Source organism: Serratia sp. ASV30 (assembly GCF_016428815.1).
In the GTDB taxonomy this organism is placed as follows: domain Bacteria; phylum Pseudomonadota; class Gammaproteobacteria; order Enterobacterales; family Enterobacteriaceae; genus Chania; species Chania fonticola_C.
Genome location: NZ_JAELTL010000007.1, coordinates 61,053 through 76,513 on the forward strand (window position 1 = coordinate 61,053; position 15,461 = coordinate 76,513).

Genomic DNA, 15,461 nt, shown 5'->3' on the forward strand with positions numbered 1-15,461 from the left:
GGCGCATATGCGCCCCTTTGTTGTTTTGTATGGGAGAGCTCTACCAGATGGCTGGCTCTTCGCGCAGGAACGGGTTGGTTTGACGTTCATGGCCAAAGGTAGACATCGGCCCATGTCCTGGAATAAACGCCATATCATCGCCCTGAGGCAGTAATTTGCTGCGGATTGAAGCGATTAGCGCCTGATGGTCACCGCGCGGGAAATCGCTGCGGCCAACGCCACCGTTGAACAACACGTCACCCACCAATGCCAAACGCGCCTGTTCGTTGATAAAAACGATATGACCAGGCGTATGACCAGGGCAATGCAGTACGTTCAGCGACATTTCGCCCACCTGCACTTTATCCCCCTCTTCCAGCCATTTGGTCGGCGTTAGAGCGGCGCATTCATCCAGGCCAAACATACGGCTCTGCGCTGGCAAACCTTCAAGCCAGAAGGCATCTTCCTTATCCGGTCCATAGATTGGCACTTGATAATACTCGGCCATTTCTGCCGCTGCACCTACGTGATCGAGATGGCCATGCGTCAGTAAGATCTGGCTAATCTGCACGCCCTTTTCGGCAATGGCGGCCTTCAGTTTTTCCGGATCGCCACCAGGATCGACCAGAGCGGCCTGTTTGGTCACATCGCACCAGATGAGCGTACAGTTCTGACTGAACGCCGTAACGGGGATAATATGGTATTTCATAAAGCTCCAACGACAACGGCACCACGCACAAGGGGCGGGTGCCATTCAGCGATCATGATGCACAATGATTACCAGGTCCGCACCGGGCCGGTATCGATGTGCACAAAGTTACTACGTGGATAATAGCCTACCCCGCCAGCACGCATTTTTAACGCGGCCTTACGGATATTACTCAACTGGATCCCTTCGATATGGAAATCCATCGCCTGGCCTTTGGTGTGGTAGCTCTGCTTGGCCACGCCACGGCTGTGCTCACGCATTTCGGTATTGGTCGCCATTGAACGGTAGCCGGAAATCAGCTGTACCGGTTTGCTGGTACCCAGCATCACCTGTAGGCGATAGAGATGATCAAACAGAGCCGGATCGATGCTCTTGACCTTATTGGCCCGATAGTCACGGAAGATGTGGTTCAGGCGCGCCAATTCTTCTTTATTGTAACCCTTACCGTTGAAGAACTCGGCCTTGATGGATTCGCCGGTATTGAGGTTGTTCAACAACAGAATACGTGGGCGAGAGGTAGAAAGACTGGCAAACGCCTGCCCTGGAAGCAGTGCGATACCCACGGCGGCGCTACCTAACGCCAGCCATTTACGGCGATGATGATCAATTTTGTCCATGACTCTTTAAACCCGGCAAGAATGTCAAAATATATGCACAAAACTGCGCACTGCCCGAACCATAACCGCCAGCGTATGCGGAGTCAACCCGCGATACGCTGTGGTTTACCAGCACTCACAAAAAACAGTGCCTGTTACTGGCCAGACATTCAGACCGTTATTTATCTAGAATTACTGCATTTATTGCATCAATTTTTCGGCCTGAGCCAAAATTTGTGCACCCGATCTCACTGTCGCATCATAATTGTAAATATCTGTGCGGAACTGTGGCTTACCATCATCAGAGACCCAGGCCGTCAGGTAATACAGCTGCACCGGGATGTTCTGGCGGATGTTCACATACGTCGTATTGCCGCCTTTCAACGTGGAGGAAACACGCGCGTTGTTCCAACCGGCATCCTGCAACAACATATTGGCCAAATCGGAAGCCTTGTTAACGCGCACACAGCCAGAACTTAACGCCCGGATATCCTTCTGGAACAGGCCGTGGTTCGGGGTGTCATGCAGATAGATGGCATCCGAGCTCGGCATGTTGAACTTGAAACGCCCTAACGAGTTGCTGGTACCTGGCGCCTGCTGGATGCGGTAAGGGAAATTGCGTGGCGAAACTACGGCCCAATCAATCATGGCCGGATCGATCACTTCCGCATCGTTGCTCCAACCCGAGAACACCCGGTAGCCATGTTTCTGGAAATAGCTGGCATCATGCATGGCCTTGGGCACGATATCTTCACGGATCAGCTTGGTTGGCACGTTCCACGGCGGGTTGACCACCACGTTATTCAACGCGCTGCTCATCAACGGCGTTTTGCGGCTAGGACGGCCAACAATCACCCGCGAAGATAACACTTCATTACCGTTCAGATAGTAGGTGAGCGAGTAGTTCGGAATGTTGACCATTATGCCGGTATCAACGTGCCCTGGCAGAATGCGCAGGCGTTGGATATTCAACGCCAGCAGTGAAGCACGCATTTGTGGCGAAACGTTCAGCCACTCACGCGTCCGGGTACCGATGACACCATCAGGCGTCAGCCCCTGCCAGGTTTGGAAACGTTTGACCCCTTCCACCAGATCTTCGGTGTAACGATTATCCGTTACGGAAACTGGACTGGCAGGTTGTACTTGCGCAGTCACTTCTGGAGATGGCGCAAGATCTTTGATCGGTGCTGCTCCAGGGCTGACAACAGCGCCTGCGGTCACACGATTCTTCTCTTCATCCACCGACAGGTCATCATCCACCGCCGGAGTGGCCGCGTTGGCGTTGGTGACTTCAGGTTCAGATGAAGCGGCTGCTACCGCCGGAGTGGCGACCAGCATCCCGGTACGCGCCAGAATATCGCGCAGTGCAGGAATATCGTCGCTGAGCTGACCTGGGCGCAGGCTTGCTCCATTGGTCATTTGTGGCCACGGGCGCCCATCAGCCAGCATCTCGCGCAGCGCCAAGTGCATTTTGGCGTACTGAGGATGCTGCGGGGCCAACGAATTGATGTAGGCCAGCGATTTGCCCTGATGCATCGAGAGCTGCCACTGGTTGATCACCGTATTCGCCGGCACCTTCAGCTTGTAAGGAATGTTACTGTACAGCCAGTTGTTGCCATTGGCCCCGATTGAGGAAACAAACTGCAAATAACCCAGCATCGCATCCGACAGCACAATATCACGCGCCATATCGGTGATGAGCGGGTCGGTCAGCAGTTTTACCCATTGCGTAAACTGCGGCTGTACGCCAGAAATTGCCAACTCAGCCAGCTGCTGCTGAAATTGCTGTACCGCTTCCCGATCTTGCCACATAGGCTGCATCTGGTTGGCAGCGTACAGCGGTGCCAAAGTGGAGAGATAATATGGCACAACGCTTTTCGGCAATGCCGCAAGCAGTTCGGCACGACTTTGTGCCACGGACATTCCCGATGACGATGACGCCACCGGTAACGCCGGAACGGTTGCCCATGCGGAAAACGACACGGCAAAACCACACGCTATTGCGCAACTCAATGCCAGACGTCGTACTGAGTTTCCATTTTTAAGCAACATCCCTTGCCCCCTGTAGGCTCACAAAAATACCGCACAGACTATTATTAGTTTCAGTATACAAACAGAACGGCGCTTTTGCTCTCGGCGCCGTAAATAACTGTTTCATCCCAGCTTACCACCGGCAAAAAAACACGCCTATCATCCTCGTCATGCAAAAAAATAGCCACCTTCAGGCGGCTATTTTCAGATTTATAGTGCACTTTTTTAGCTTTGTGACGTTTATTCCGACACCGGGTCTAAAGCCGGTTGTTCGCTGGCAAACCCTCGCAGGCCAACCACGTGCACATGTTCATGGTTCTGGAACACCTTACGCACCAGTTTATAGGTGGTTCCTTTTTCCGGGCTGATGTTTTCTGGCGCGGCGATAATCAACTGCATCTCCAGACGATCGCACAGCTCAAACAGCGTGGCGATAGATTTGGCATCCAGACGCGCGGCTTCATCAAGGAACAGCAGGCGGCAAGGCGAAATATCTTTACCCCGCAGGCGGCGTGATTCCTCTTCCCAGCTCTGCACCACCATCACCAGAATTGACATGCCGGTACCGATAGCTTCCCCGGTAGACAGCGCGCCACTTTCTGCCCGCAGCCAACCGTCGGAGCCACGGAAGACTTCCACTTCCAGCTCCAGGTAGTTACGGTAATCCAGCAGCTCTTCACCAATGGTTTGCGGCGTGCGCTGACCCATATCGATCTGTGGATTCAGGCGCTGATACAGCTTGGCCAACGCTTCCGAGAAGGTCAGACGGTTGCTGTTAAACAGGTCCTGATGCTGTTCCTGCTGCTCGGAGAGCACATCCAGCAAGGTGGCATGAGCTTCCCGCACGTTGACATTCAAGCGCACGCTCTTCACCTGACCGAAGGAAACCGCTTGCAGCCCCTGGTTGAGCATCCGGATACGGTTCTGCTCGCGCTGAATGGTCTTGCGGATAATGTTCGCCACGCTCTTCGAACTGATCGCCAGTTTCTGTTCGCGCGCGGTCAGCTCTTCGGTCAGGCGACCCAGTTCGATCTCCATCTGTTCGATAGCTTCGACCGGATCGTCGGTGCGGATAATATCCTGGCGGATACGCTCGCGCAGATGCTGATAGACCGCGATAAAGAACTGGATTTTGCGCTCAGGGCGTTTCGGATCTTCCGACAGGCGCAGCACGTCACGCAGATGTTCGTTATCCGCCACCGCCAGACGCAGCGCACCCAATGCCTTATCCGACATCGAACGCAGCTCGTCACCGTCCATGTAGGCCAGTTCACGACGGTGCAGACGGCGTTCAACACCGTTGTCTTTCACCAGACGCATCACGGCACACCAGCCCGCCTTGGCGGTCACCACCTGCTCACGCAGTTGGTAATAATCACGCTCCAGCTTGCGCAGTCTCTTTTGCAGGCTGTCCATTTCCGCTTCGCAGAAGGTCAGCTGTTTCTCCAACTGGTTACGGCGGTTACGGTTATTACTCAGCGAGGCATGTAATTCGTCCCGACGCTGACGCGCGCGGGCTTCGGCATTGGCATCGGCCTGCACGCCAATGTCCACCAGCTCCTGGCTCAGCTCTTTAAGCATGTCGCGTTTGGCGTCATAAGAGCTTTTCAGCGAGGCCAGCACCTGGCTGTATTGCGTAAACTGGGTCTGATACTGGCGCAGTTGCTCGCGGGCACGGGTACGTTCCGCTTCCGCATGTTCCAGGCGTTGACGCAGTTTATCGTTGAGATCGTTATCCGCATTCTGCATACCGGCAGAGTCGGTATAGCTGAAGTGCGCGCGGCGTTGCACCACTTCTGTCAGGGCAAAGGCTTGCTGTTTGGCCTGACGTTGGGTGGCCTGGGCTTGTACATAGTCCTGCTGTAGCTGCTCATGTTGCTCCGGATCGCTTTGCAGCACCGACAACATGGGCTCCAGCTTGGCCAAGGAAACGCCGTGCTGTTGGATATAGCGCGCAGCATCCTGCGCCTCTTCCATTTCCTCGCGGATCTCTTCGACACGATCCTGCAAGGTTTCATCATTCAACAGTGAGACCAGCGGCATCAGGCGGTTGAGCGCGGAAATGCCTTCTTTGGCCTGATCGTATTGCTGACGCTGTTGTTGGTTCTGCGCTTCGTGGTTATTGAGCGCACGCTCAATTTCACCCCGCCGGCTATTCAGAGCACGGATATCCGCTTCAGGGTCCGCGTCAAACGCCACGGCGAGGTGTGAACCGATAAAGCGGCTGAACGCCTGGTGAGAACGCTGGGTTTTCTGCACGTCAAATGACAAGGTGGCGTAGCGTTCGGCCAATGAGTCACGTTCTGCGTACAGCACTTCCAGGCGATTTTCCCGGGCAGCACGGCCAAACAGTGGCACCTCAGGGTAGCGCGAGTAACGCCACTGGCGATCGGCGATTTTCACCACCACCGCTTTTTCTTGCTCTTCGACGGCAAACACGCTGTCGTCAAACGACTGCGGATCCCCTTCGATCAGGTAGAGATCTTCCGGGCAATCTTCCAACCCTTCCAGCATCTCGCGCACCAGCGACAGATCCGGCACCACGATGGCGTGGCGCGACGGGCCGTACAGCGCGGAGAAGTAAGGGGCATCGTCAATGGTGACATCGTCATAGATTTCCGACAGCAGCACGCCGCCAAAGCGCTCCGCCAGCGTCACCAGACGCTGATCTTCTGCCCCGCTCGGCTGGCTGAGGCGCTCAACCTGCGCTTCGATTTCGCGCTTGCGGCTGGCCACTTCATCACGTTCAACCGTGGTTTCGCGTTCGCGCTCCAGCAGTTGCTGCATGTATTCGGTAACCTGCTGACCATCTTCGAAGGCTTCACCGCTCTGCTCGCTGAGCTGGGTCAGTGAATCCTGCGCGGCCAACCAAATCGGTGCCCTGGCGGTCAGCTCTTTGATGCGCTGTTGGATCTGCTCCAGCTCCTGGCGCATTTCCATCCGGCGCTCACCGGCCTCGCTGACGCTTTGCGACAACGATTCCAAACGCTCTTCCAGCTCTTGCTGCAAGGCATCAAGTTCATCCGGCTGATAACTTTGCCCGTGACGTTTACAGAACTCCTGCAACAGACGCTCGGCATCCTGCTGCGAGCGCAAGCGTTGCTCCAGCTCGCTCAAACGCATCCGCAACGGCTGCACACGCTCGGCCTGATGCTGCTGCGAAGGCCAGTCACGCAATAGCTCACGCGCAGTTTGCCAGGCTTCACTACGGCTGACTTCGCCCGCAATTTTACCCACCAACTGATAGGCCTGCTCGAACTGGCTATGAGCGGCATCCGCCACGCTTAACTTTTGTTCCAACTGCAACAGGGACTCTGTCGCTTCCTGTTCACGCGCCTGGAAGGTATCCAGCCACTCTTCGGCATTTTCGGCGGTGAGTTCCGGCACCTGGCACAGCGCACGGGCGCGTTCAAGAGCCTGAAGTGCCTGCTGATATTGAATGGCGCGAGTTTGCTGCACGTCCAGCGCCTGCTGGTAATCGGCGAGCTGGCTTTTCAGCTCATCCACCTCCAGTTCTGCGGCCTCGGCACGCGCTTCGTTTTCCGCCTGCTGCTCGCTCGCTTCGGCGACAACCTCATTCTGTTCTTCCAGACGGTAGGTCAGCTCTTCCAGATCGCCTTCATAGCGTTCGATCTTTTCCTGCTGGCGCATTGCGGTCTGCACCAGATTGAGGTGATCGCTGGCGGCCTGATAATCAGTTTCCAGATCGGATTCGGCACCGCTTTGTTCAGCCAGCTCACGCGCCATTTCAACGTGACGGAACTGCTCGGCGGCCAGCTGTTTGCGGCTGCTCAGCAACTCGTTGCGCAATACCAGCGCCCCATCCAGATGGATACGCCGTTCATTGGCGTGGCGCATGTAGTCTGCGGCAACGTACGAGGTCGCTTCGGAGATCAGATGCTTGAACAGATCGCGGTCCGACTGGGTGACGCGGATCGCTTCCAACGTCATGCGGTTCTCGCGCAGCGCAGCTTCCATATCCTGGAACGCTTTACGCACGCCGCCATTTTCCGGCAGCAGGTAATCACGCAGAGAACGGGTGATGGCGCTGGAAATCCCGCCGTACAGCGAGGCTTCGATCAGGCGATAGAACTTGCTGCGGTCGGAAGAAGTGCGCAGGCGCTTGGGCAGCACCCCCAGATCAAACATCAGGGCGTGGTAATCTGTGATGGAGTTGAACTGCTTGAACTGCACCCCTTCCATCTCTTCCACACGCTCTTTCAGTTCCTGCAACGAGAGGACTCGAGCCTGACGTTCGCCCACGGTTTGGGTCAGCAGTTCGGTCGGTTGCACCGCCGTTGGCAGCCCCTGAATGGTGAAAGGTTTGATATCGACCTTACGATCGCGCCCCGCTACCTGTTGCAGACGAACCCCGACCACCACACGCTGGTGGCGTGAGTTGACGACGTCCAGCGTTGAGTAGCAGACACCTGCACGCAATTTACCGTGCAGGCCTTTGTCGCGTGAACCGCTGGTGGCACCGGCTTCGGTGGTGTTACGAAAGTGCAGCAGCGTCAGATCCGGGATCAGCGCCGTGACGAAGGCCGCCATGGTGGTGGACTTACCGGCCCCGTTACCGCCCGAAAGCGTGGTGACCAGCTCATCGAGATCAAAGGTTCGGGCAAAGAAACCGTTCCAGTTAACCAGCGTCAGTGAGCGAAATTTACCGCGTTCAATCATTCCTGTTCATCCTCTGCACTGTCCGGGGTGGCTTCTGCCTGCGCATCTTCCGCATCAACGTCATCGTTCAGTGACAGGCTGTTTTCAACCGGCATCGCCTCACCGTCGCGGATCATCCGCAACTGGGCTTCGCGCGGGTCGTCACCACTACGCACATCGGCACCGAAGCGGAACACCGCCTCGGTAATGCGGAATTTGCTGTTGTCATTGCCCATGAAATACACCATGCCCAGACGGCGCAGGCGATTGAGCGAGGAGCGCACTTTCTCGTGCAGCTTCTGACGATCGAGATCCGAACCGGTGGAGCGCTGGTTGACGAACTTCAGCAGCTTGCTCTCATCCGCCAGGCTCAGCAGCTCATCGTACAGCTCCTGCTGGCTGAAAATACCTTCGTGCGCCAGGCGCTCGGGGCTCAGATAGAGGTAACACAGGATTTTGCCGACCATCATGTCCAGCTCGGAAAGCACCGAGCGTGGAATGAGCGTGGTCGAGCGCGGGCGCAAATAGAAGAACCCTTCCGGCGCCCGGATCAGCTCGACGCTGTAACGGGTATAAAACTCTTCCAGCTCGTCTTGAAAATCCATAAGGAATGCGTGGTTGTCCAATTCATCGATACCGATGTGACGACCTGCGCGCAATTGGCTGTCCAACGCCGGAAACAGCGTATTAGACAATGCCTTGGCCAGCTTGACTGGCATTACTTGTTCAATATTTGTCGATGACATGGGCCTGTACCTTGGCTCCGTAATCATTGATTGCCTGCCACTGCGCGGGCAACCCTGAAAAATCAGCTTCAGCCACACCAAGGCGCACTGCCTGGTCGACCACTATGCGGGCAACGTCAAAGTGACGCACACGCGGATATTGCGCCAGATAATCGCGCATCACTGCCCCTAAATCGAGCGGCATTTTTTGTTCCTGGTAAACCTTCAGCGCCTGTTCGATCATCGCTGCCAGCTGTTCGCGAATTTCGCTGAACTCTTCATATTCCAGATCTGGCGGCAGTTCCCCGGTGACCTCCTCACTGCGTAACGCCAGCTCTTCGTCTCGCATATCGAGCAGACGATCGGCGTTGGCATGGGTCAGCGTCCAAGGGTTATCGAAGTAGTTTTGTACCGATTGGCGCAGGCGTTGGGCGAACACGCGGTTTTTATCCATATCGATGGCGGTACGGATAAACTTGTGCACGTGGCGGTCATAGCCGATCCACAGGTCAATCGCCTGTTGGCCCCAACTGATGATGCGATCCAGCTTGCTTTGCAAATCAAACACCAGCTTATCGACAAAGCCCAGCTCCATCTCACCCAGCGTGGCATCCTGAATACGCAGCAGGTTGGCCTGGAGTTTATCACCTGCGGCCTCCAGCGTATCCTGAAGTTCACGCAAGGTACCGGAGGTTTCCGACAGCAACATCTCACAGCTGGAGATCGCCGCACGCCAATCCTGGTTGAGCAGCGCCGCAATATCGGTTTTCACGCTCTGCTGCTGTTCATCCATCAGGCGCTGGGTCAGATCGATACTGTCGAAGATCTCCGCTACCGAGTATTTCAGCGGGGCAAAGACGTTGCGGTGCCAATGGAAATCATCGCCGCCTTCTTCGGCAGCGTCTGCGGCACGCTTTAACTCTTCCGCCACGATCGACAACTGCATGGAAAGGCGCAGGGTCGAAAACTCACGCTGGCGGATATAGTAATCGGTAATCCCAATGCCCAGCGGCGTCAGGCGATAGATGGCATTGCCATCCGCCAACTCGCTGGTAAAACGGTTCAACAGGCGCTGGCGCACCATGTCGTTAATCGCATTGTTGGCGCGTATCGCCACCGTTTCATGCGTCTGTTCAAACCCTTTGCTGACATGGCGAAATGCATCAACCAGCTCACCTTCGCTCATCTCGCCGTCCAGCCGCTCACCATTTAACGTGGCGATAGCCAGCAAAAACGCAAGACGCTCAGTGGGGAGCGAAATAGAGAAATCATTTTTCCGTGCCCAGGCGACCAGTTCGGGTACTGTCTGGGAAAATTCACTCATAGTTCGTCCTTCAGGTTCGGTTTATGCGCCGAGACGTGAATATAGCGCCCCAAACTCACGTAAGGCTCTTGCCGACAATAAAGCTGTTCAAGCGCCAGTAACTCTTCAAATTTTTGGGTCTGTAGCTGCCTGCTTTGCAGATAATCATGGAAAACCCTCACGCCGGTTTTGCCTGAAATCTGCATACCCATCTGCTCCAACCAGCCGTAGACCAGCGGTGGGCTATGAGGATACTGCGGCGACAGCGAGCGCTTGCGACGCCGCCTGACCTCGGGATCTACCAGTTGGAAATTGCCCAACACCACATTACGCATCAACAAACCGTTGGCATTAAAGAACATCAGTGACAGTGCGCCGCCAGGCACCAGGCAATCAAACAACGCCTGTAATGCCACCTGTGGTTCGGCGATCCACTCCAAAACCGCATGAAACAATATCAGATCGACCGGTTGTGCCAAATGCTGACCAATCTCTTGCGCCGAACTTTGTATGAATTGCATGTTCTGGCTCACACCTTTCTGCTCGGCCAGCAACGCAGCGCGTTGGATCATCTCACCAGAAAGATCGCACAACAAGACCTGATGTCCTAATTCTGCCAGTTGGCAGGCCATGTGGCCTTCGCCCCCACCAGCATCCAGAATGCGCAGCGGCCGCTGTGGCAACTGGGCCAGCAGCGTGGTCAGATCCTGCCAGACTACCGCCTGACGGATTTTCCCCTTGGTGGTGCCGTAAATATTACGCGCAAACTTCTCGGCAATATCGTCAAAATTGCGATCCTGCATGGACAACGGCTCCGCTGATTCTATCTTGGCCGACGGCAAAGCGCCTGCCCATTCAAACCTGCTATTTTGGCACAGACTGGCTTAGAATAAATCTTCTTGCAGCATGAATGCGGCCAGATGTCGTTTTTTCGCCCAAAAGGACCTGATTTTTGATGTTATTTCACTTAAAAAAATTTATTGGTGGCCTGATGATGCCTCTACCCGCCCTGCTGTTGTTAATGGGGCTGGCATTATTGCTGCTGTGGTTTACCCGTTGGCAGAAAAGCGGCAAAGTCATATTAAGCCTGAGCTGGCTGCTGTTGCTGTTGCTCAGCCTGCAACCGGTCGCCGATCGCCTGTTGAGGCCGTTAGAATCCAGTTACCCGACCTATAGAGGCAACGGCCAGATTGACTATATCGTGGTGCTTGGCGGCGGTTATACCTATAACCCAGACTGGGCTCCTAGCTCTAACCTGCTCAACAACAGCCTGCCACGGGTGACCGAAGGCGTCAGGCTATACCTGTCGCACCCGGGTAGCAAGATGGTCTTTACCGGTGGAAAAGGCGCGAAAACGCAAAGCAGCGCGGCCACCGCAGCACTGGTGGCGGAAAGCCTGGGCGTGCCTGCCAACGACATCGTGCTGGTGGACCGCCCGCGGGATACCGAACAGGAAGCCGCAGAGGTCGCCAAATTGGTAGGGCAACAGCCGTTTGCGCTGGTGACATCCGCCAATCACTTGCCGCGTGCCATGCGCTTCTTTGAGGCTCAGGGCCTGCATCCAATCCCGGCTCCGGCCAATCAACTGGCCATTACCTCTCCGCTGAATATCTGGGATCGGGTGATGCCTTCCGCGATGTTCCTTGGGCACAGCGAACGGGCCGCATACGAAACGCTGGGCAGCCTGTGGCAGCAGCTAAAAGGTGACAGTGAGACCAGCAGCGATTAGTGAGCCAACCACGGCCGTAGCTGTTGTGCGGCCTGATCGAACGCCGGGCGATCCAGCTTGCCGGTATGGATCATCCTGGCTACCGCCTCCCACACCACATAAAGCCAACGACGAGACAGGAAGGACTCTGCCACCGGCGCACGCTGTAGGTAGTGGAACAGCAGTTGATCCGGCATCCCCGCCTCGCAAAGCCTGAACAGCTCATATTCCCGTGGCGCCCACAGCATCATGCCTGGGTTGAGCATCGCCAGCAGTTGATCGGTTTTGGCATCTTTCAACATGCTGCGCAAGCCCAAATTGCCGTGCACCAGCACGCAAGGGTCGTCAAAATCGGCAAAGAAGTCGATCAACATTTCGCGCGTGCGGTACAACAGACGGCGATCTGCCATGCTTAACAGCGGCGAGTTAAGATTACCCAGAGTTGACCAAAGCACCTCGATACGCTGCTGGTACCAGCTGCACCAATCATTCTCCTGCGTGCTGTCTACCGTGCCCACACAGCCGTGGCTGTCAATACGGTGCCAAGCCAGCATGCCGTCGACAATCTGGTCCATCAAGGCTTCCCAACGGGCCAAAGTCCGGGTTGGCGCCTCGACCGACACGCCACGCAACCGTTCGATCAGCAAAATCTCTTTGTAGGGCGCTTGCCGGGTGTAAACCACGCCAAACACCGTTGGCAGACGAATGTCTCCTTCACGCGCCAACATGGATAGCTTGTAAGCTTCCTGCTGGGCAATGCCCTCACAGACGAAGCTTTTCGCCATCAGTGGGATCGCATGATCCTGGCGATCGTACAGTGAATAAAGATGGGCATAAGGCTGTTCGCTGACGCGTTCCAGACGACCGACGGACTCTCCCAGCACAATACTCAATTCGGCACGCAGCTGCTCCATGGGACGAAACCCTCCAGATTAAGGATAAGCATCAGTCATCATTGAACGGTGAGCGGAGAAATTCTTCAATGCAGATCAATAAAAGGGGTAAATCAGGGAATTGAGATGGCCGGGGTCTCCGGCCAATAGACAACTCAACGCTTGATGCTGTCCCGCACTCGTTGCAGGTCTTCTGGGGTATCAACACCGACGCTCGGAATGGCCTGCGCCACCGCGACGTGGATCTTTTCGCCGTACCACAGCACGCGCAGCTGCTCCAGCAGTTCAATCTGTTCCAGCTGGCTTGGTTGCCAACTGACGTAGCGGCGGACAAAACCGGCACGGTAGGCATAAATCCCGATATGCCGCAGCAGGCTGTTGCCAATACTCTCTTTTGACTGAGCAAAACGCTCACGATCCCAAGGGATGGTGGCGCGTGAGAAATAGAGCGCATAGCCTTGTGCATCCATTACCACCTTGACCGCATTCGGGTTGAAGGCTTCTTCTGCGGTTTCGATCGGCACCGCCAACGTGGCCATCCCTGCACTGCTGGCCGCCAGGTTTTCTGCCACCTGACGTACGATAACCGGCGGGATCATCGGCTCATCGCCCTGCACATTGACAATGATTTCATCATCGGCAAAGCCACATTTCTCGATCACTTCCGCCAGGCGTTCGGTGCCGGAATGGTGGTCCGGGCTGGTCATGCAAACTTCACCGCCGGCAGCCTCGACCGCTTTGGCCACCTCTGGGTGATCGGTGGCGACAATCACGCGGGAAGCCCCTGATTCACGGGCTCGTTCCATCACATGCACCACCATCGGCTTACCGTGGATATCCGCCAACGGTTTACCCGGCAAGCGAGTGGACGCATAACGCGCCGGGATGATAGCGATAAAACTCATGCGTGTTTCTCGTCCAGTGGGATAGTACGCGCTTCGTTTTCCAGCAATACCGGAATACCATCACGTAATGGGTAGGCCAGGCCGTCCAATTTGCAGACCAGTTCCTGATGTTCTTTGTTGAAATAGAGCTTACCGTTGCAAACCGGGCAGGCAATGATTTCGAGTAAACGGTGATCCATGCTTCCTCCAGGGGAAGATATGCTAACAAGGAAAGTGCGTGAGGATAGCATAACGCCATAGGGCCGGTTAATCACCGCCTGATTTGCTCAGAGGGTTGCCGAACGGGAAATTTTTCTGCGGGGGTTGAATCACCTCATTAGCAGGCGTAGAATTTTTTGTGATATACATCACAAAAAAAATGAGAACCTGCAAATGATCAAACGTCTTCATAAAATCATCGCGCTGTTTGCCAACTACAGCAACTAACAAAGCTTAGGTTGTGTCCGTAACGCCAAGAAAACGCCCTCACCCTAACCCTCTTCCCCAGGAGGGGGGACTTAACGTGCCACAACTTAATTACGGTACACGCCTTTAACATTAATCCTGTTACTGATTGAAATCCATATCTGATACCAGCACCTATAGGACATGGCGAATCCCTGACGTATTGCTAAGATTATCTTCTGTCTTCCAACAGAGCAGGGACTTTCAGCTCCCTCTCCCTGTGGGAGAGGGTTGGGGTGAGGGAACTCCCCAGCCTTGCCCCCACTCTGCTGCCAGCGATGCGGGTACATCTCCTAGCGAGACCTGCTGCGCCCCGTGCCATTTCGCCGTACGGGTGATTGCCTGACGAATATCCTGACAACGCTGCTTGCCCAGCTTGACCCCAGATTCAAGATGGAAACTGATCACTTCAAAAACGCCCTGCTTGCGGTGCATTTTCACATCTACTCGGCCAATCAGTTCGCCCCGCTGCAACAGCGGCAAGGTAAAATAGCCGTACTGGCGTTTTTCTTTTGGCGTGTAGCATTCCAGCCTATAGTCAAAGCTGAACAGTTCCAGCGCGCGCCGACGATCCCACACCACCGGATCAAAAGGAGACAGCAGGCAGGTTACCGTGGATTTCAACTTCCCTTGTTCCGCTAGCGCCAACTCGGCCGCCAGCGACTGATGGACATAAAATTCCCCTTCCAGCCCGTCGATAGCGATCTGGGAGATCTCTCCCTGCTGTAATAGCGTTGCCAACAACGGTTTGGGGGAGACGCGTTTCAATCGGTAATAATCCGCCAGCCATTCGGCTTTAAACACGCCGAGATAGCGGCAACTGCGGGTGAGCATCTGTTGTTGCGCCATCGCCTCGGGTAAAGCATGCACATCATCATCCCACTGCGGCAATAAACGTTCGGTGAGATCGTAGACACGGTGAAAATTACGGCGTTCAGCCACCATCAACTTGCCAGAGGTAAACAGAATTTCCAGATGACGCTTTTCCGGCTTCCAATCCCACCAGCCGTTAGCGCCTTTCTTTTCGGCGCTAAAATCGGCCGAACGCACCGGCCCCTGCACCGCGATATGCTGTAGCAGTTCATCGATAGCCTGTTGGTGCTGTTGCACCCATTCCTGCGAGTATTTCCACCCCATTCCCTGCGGTTGCAACATACGGTGGCGTAACAGACCAAAGTCATCGATGGGGAGAAAACAGGCTTCGTGCGCCCAGTACTCAAACAGTTTGCGACTAGCCAACGCCTGTTCCAGCCATTCTGGCCGATAATCGCCCAGGCGACTGAACAGCACCAGGTAAGGGCTGCGGGCCACCACGCTAATGGTGTCAATTTGCAGCAAGCCCATACGATCGATGGCGGTCACCACATCATCGGGGCAAGCCTGGCGTTTAATTGGGGATAGCAGCCCTTGAGCGGCAAGATGAAGCGCGCGGGCAGAGGAAAGCGAAATAACGGGGATTGGCATCCTGATATCCAAGGGTCATTGAGCAATGGCCTGATGATAGAGGAT

At 55.3% G+C, this 15,461-nt stretch carries 12 protein-coding genes; 1 reads left to right on the top strand and 11 read right to left on the bottom strand.

The features are described from left to right. Window positions 1-40 precede the first annotated feature (40 nt). The 7 genes from JHD74_RS04590 to cmoM form a co-directional block, all read right to left on the bottom strand. Window positions 41-688, bottom strand: a complete 648-nt coding sequence (locus JHD74_RS04590) for an MBL fold metallo-hydrolase (RefSeq protein WP_199061830.1) — start codon at window positions 686-688, stop codon at window positions 41-43. 68 nt (window positions 689-756) lie between these two features. Next, the gene (locus JHD74_RS04595; protein ID WP_021804901.1) at window positions 757-1,305 is read right to left on the bottom strand and encodes a YcbK family protein; all 549 of its coding nucleotides are present in this window, start codon (window positions 1,303-1,305) and stop codon (window positions 757-759) included. A 180-nt stretch (window positions 1,306-1,485) separates the two neighbouring features. Beyond that, window positions 1,486-3,336: a L,D-transpeptidase gene (gene ldtD / locus JHD74_RS04600; protein ID WP_199061832.1), complete on the bottom strand. Its 1,851-nt coding sequence runs from the start codon at window positions 3,334-3,336 to the stop codon at window positions 1,486-1,488. 219 nt (window positions 3,337-3,555) lie between these two features. Then, window positions 3,556-7,995 carry a chromosome partition protein MukB gene (gene mukB, locus JHD74_RS04605; protein WP_024530371.1) on the bottom strand — a complete coding sequence of 1,480 codons (4,440 nt, stop codon included), beginning with the start codon at window positions 7,993-7,995 and terminating at the stop codon, window positions 3,556-3,558. Continuing rightward, window positions 7,992-8,720 carry a chromosome partition protein MukE gene (gene mukE, locus JHD74_RS04610; protein ID WP_024484592.1) on the bottom strand — a complete coding sequence of 243 codons (729 nt, stop codon included), beginning with the start codon at window positions 8,718-8,720 and terminating at the stop codon, window positions 7,992-7,994. Before mukE ends, mukB begins: the two co-directional genes overlap by 4 nt. Then, window positions 8,701-10,023, bottom strand: a complete 1,323-nt coding sequence (gene mukF / locus JHD74_RS04615) for a chromosome partition protein MukF (protein ID WP_024484593.1) — start codon at window positions 10,021-10,023, stop codon at window positions 8,701-8,703. Before mukF ends, mukE begins: the two co-directional genes overlap by 20 nt. Then, a complete protein-coding gene (gene cmoM / locus JHD74_RS04620) occupies window positions 10,020-10,805 on the bottom strand; it encodes a tRNA uridine 5-oxyacetic acid(34) methyltransferase CmoM (RefSeq protein ID WP_024484594.1) in 786 nt (261 codons plus the stop codon). The genes mukF and cmoM overlap by 4 nt, the downstream gene beginning before the upstream one ends. Window positions 10,806-10,957: 152 nt before the next feature. Here cmoM and elyC point away from each other — a divergent pair, with 152 nt between their 5' ends. Beyond that, the gene (gene elyC, locus JHD74_RS04625) at window positions 10,958-11,731 is read left to right on the top strand and encodes an envelope biogenesis factor ElyC (protein WP_074028974.1); all 774 of its coding nucleotides are present in this window, start codon (window positions 10,958-10,960) and stop codon (window positions 11,729-11,731) included. Here elyC and JHD74_RS04630 read toward each other — a convergent pair. The 4 genes from JHD74_RS04630 to JHD74_RS04645 form a co-directional block, all read right to left on the bottom strand. Further along, complete coding sequence (locus JHD74_RS04630) at window positions 11,728-12,624, bottom strand: YcbJ family phosphotransferase (protein WP_024530369.1); 897 nt, start codon at window positions 12,622-12,624, stop codon at window positions 11,728-11,730. The genes elyC and JHD74_RS04630 overlap by 4 nt on opposite strands. 134 nt (window positions 12,625-12,758) lie before the next feature. Beyond that, window positions 12,759-13,508, bottom strand: coding sequence for a 3-deoxy-manno-octulosonate cytidylyltransferase (gene kdsB, locus JHD74_RS04635; protein WP_024530368.1), 750 nt, complete (start codon window positions 13,506-13,508; stop codon window positions 12,759-12,761). Next, the gene (locus tag JHD74_RS04640) at window positions 13,505-13,687 is read right to left on the bottom strand and encodes a Trm112 family protein (RefSeq protein ID WP_021804911.1); all 183 of its coding nucleotides are present in this window, start codon (window positions 13,685-13,687) and stop codon (window positions 13,505-13,507) included. Before JHD74_RS04640 ends, kdsB begins: the two co-directional genes overlap by 4 nt. Before the next feature lie 469 nt (window positions 13,688-14,156). Beyond that, entirely contained in the window at window positions 14,157-15,416 is a 1,260-nt protein-coding gene (locus JHD74_RS04645) for a winged helix-turn-helix domain-containing protein (RefSeq protein WP_199061834.1), read from the bottom strand. Window positions 15,417-15,461: the final 45 nt, after the last annotated feature.

Coding starts and splice junctions, on each gene's coding strand:
- JHD74_RS04645 (WP_199061834.1), bottom strand. CDS start 15,416: ATGCCAATCCCCGTTATTTCGCTTTCCTCTGCCCGCGCGCTTCATCTT.
- ldtD (WP_199061832.1), bottom strand. CDS start 3,336: ATGTTGCTTAAAAATGGAAACTCAGTACGACGTCTGGCATTGAGTTGC.
- mukF (WP_024484593.1), bottom strand. CDS start 10,023: ATGAGTGAATTTTCCCAGACAGTACCCGAACTGGTCGCCTGGGCACGG.
- JHD74_RS04595 (WP_021804901.1), bottom strand. CDS start 1,305: ATGGACAAAATTGATCATCATCGCCGTAAATGGCTGGCGTTAGGTAGC.
- JHD74_RS04640 (WP_021804911.1), bottom strand. CDS start 13,687: ATGGATCACCGTTTACTCGAAATCATTGCCTGCCCGGTTTGCAACGGT.
- mukE (WP_024484592.1), bottom strand. CDS start 8,720: ATGTCATCGACAAATATTGAACAAGTAATGCCAGTCAAGCTGGCCAAG.
- JHD74_RS04590 (WP_199061830.1), bottom strand. CDS start 688: ATGAAATACCATATTATCCCCGTTACGGCGTTCAGTCAGAACTGTACG.
- elyC (WP_074028974.1), top strand. CDS start 10,958: ATGTTATTTCACTTAAAAAAATTTATTGGTGGCCTGATGATGCCTCTA.
- kdsB (WP_024530368.1), bottom strand. CDS start 13,508: ATGAGTTTTATCGCTATCATCCCGGCGCGTTATGCGTCCACTCGCTTG.
- JHD74_RS04630 (WP_024530369.1), bottom strand. CDS start 12,624: ATGGAGCAGCTGCGTGCCGAATTGAGTATTGTGCTGGGAGAGTCCGTC.
- mukB (WP_024530371.1), bottom strand. CDS start 7,995: ATGATTGAACGCGGTAAATTTCGCTCACTGACGCTGGTTAACTGGAAC.
- cmoM (WP_024484594.1), bottom strand. CDS start 10,805: ATGCAGGATCGCAATTTTGACGATATTGCCGAGAAGTTTGCGCGTAAT.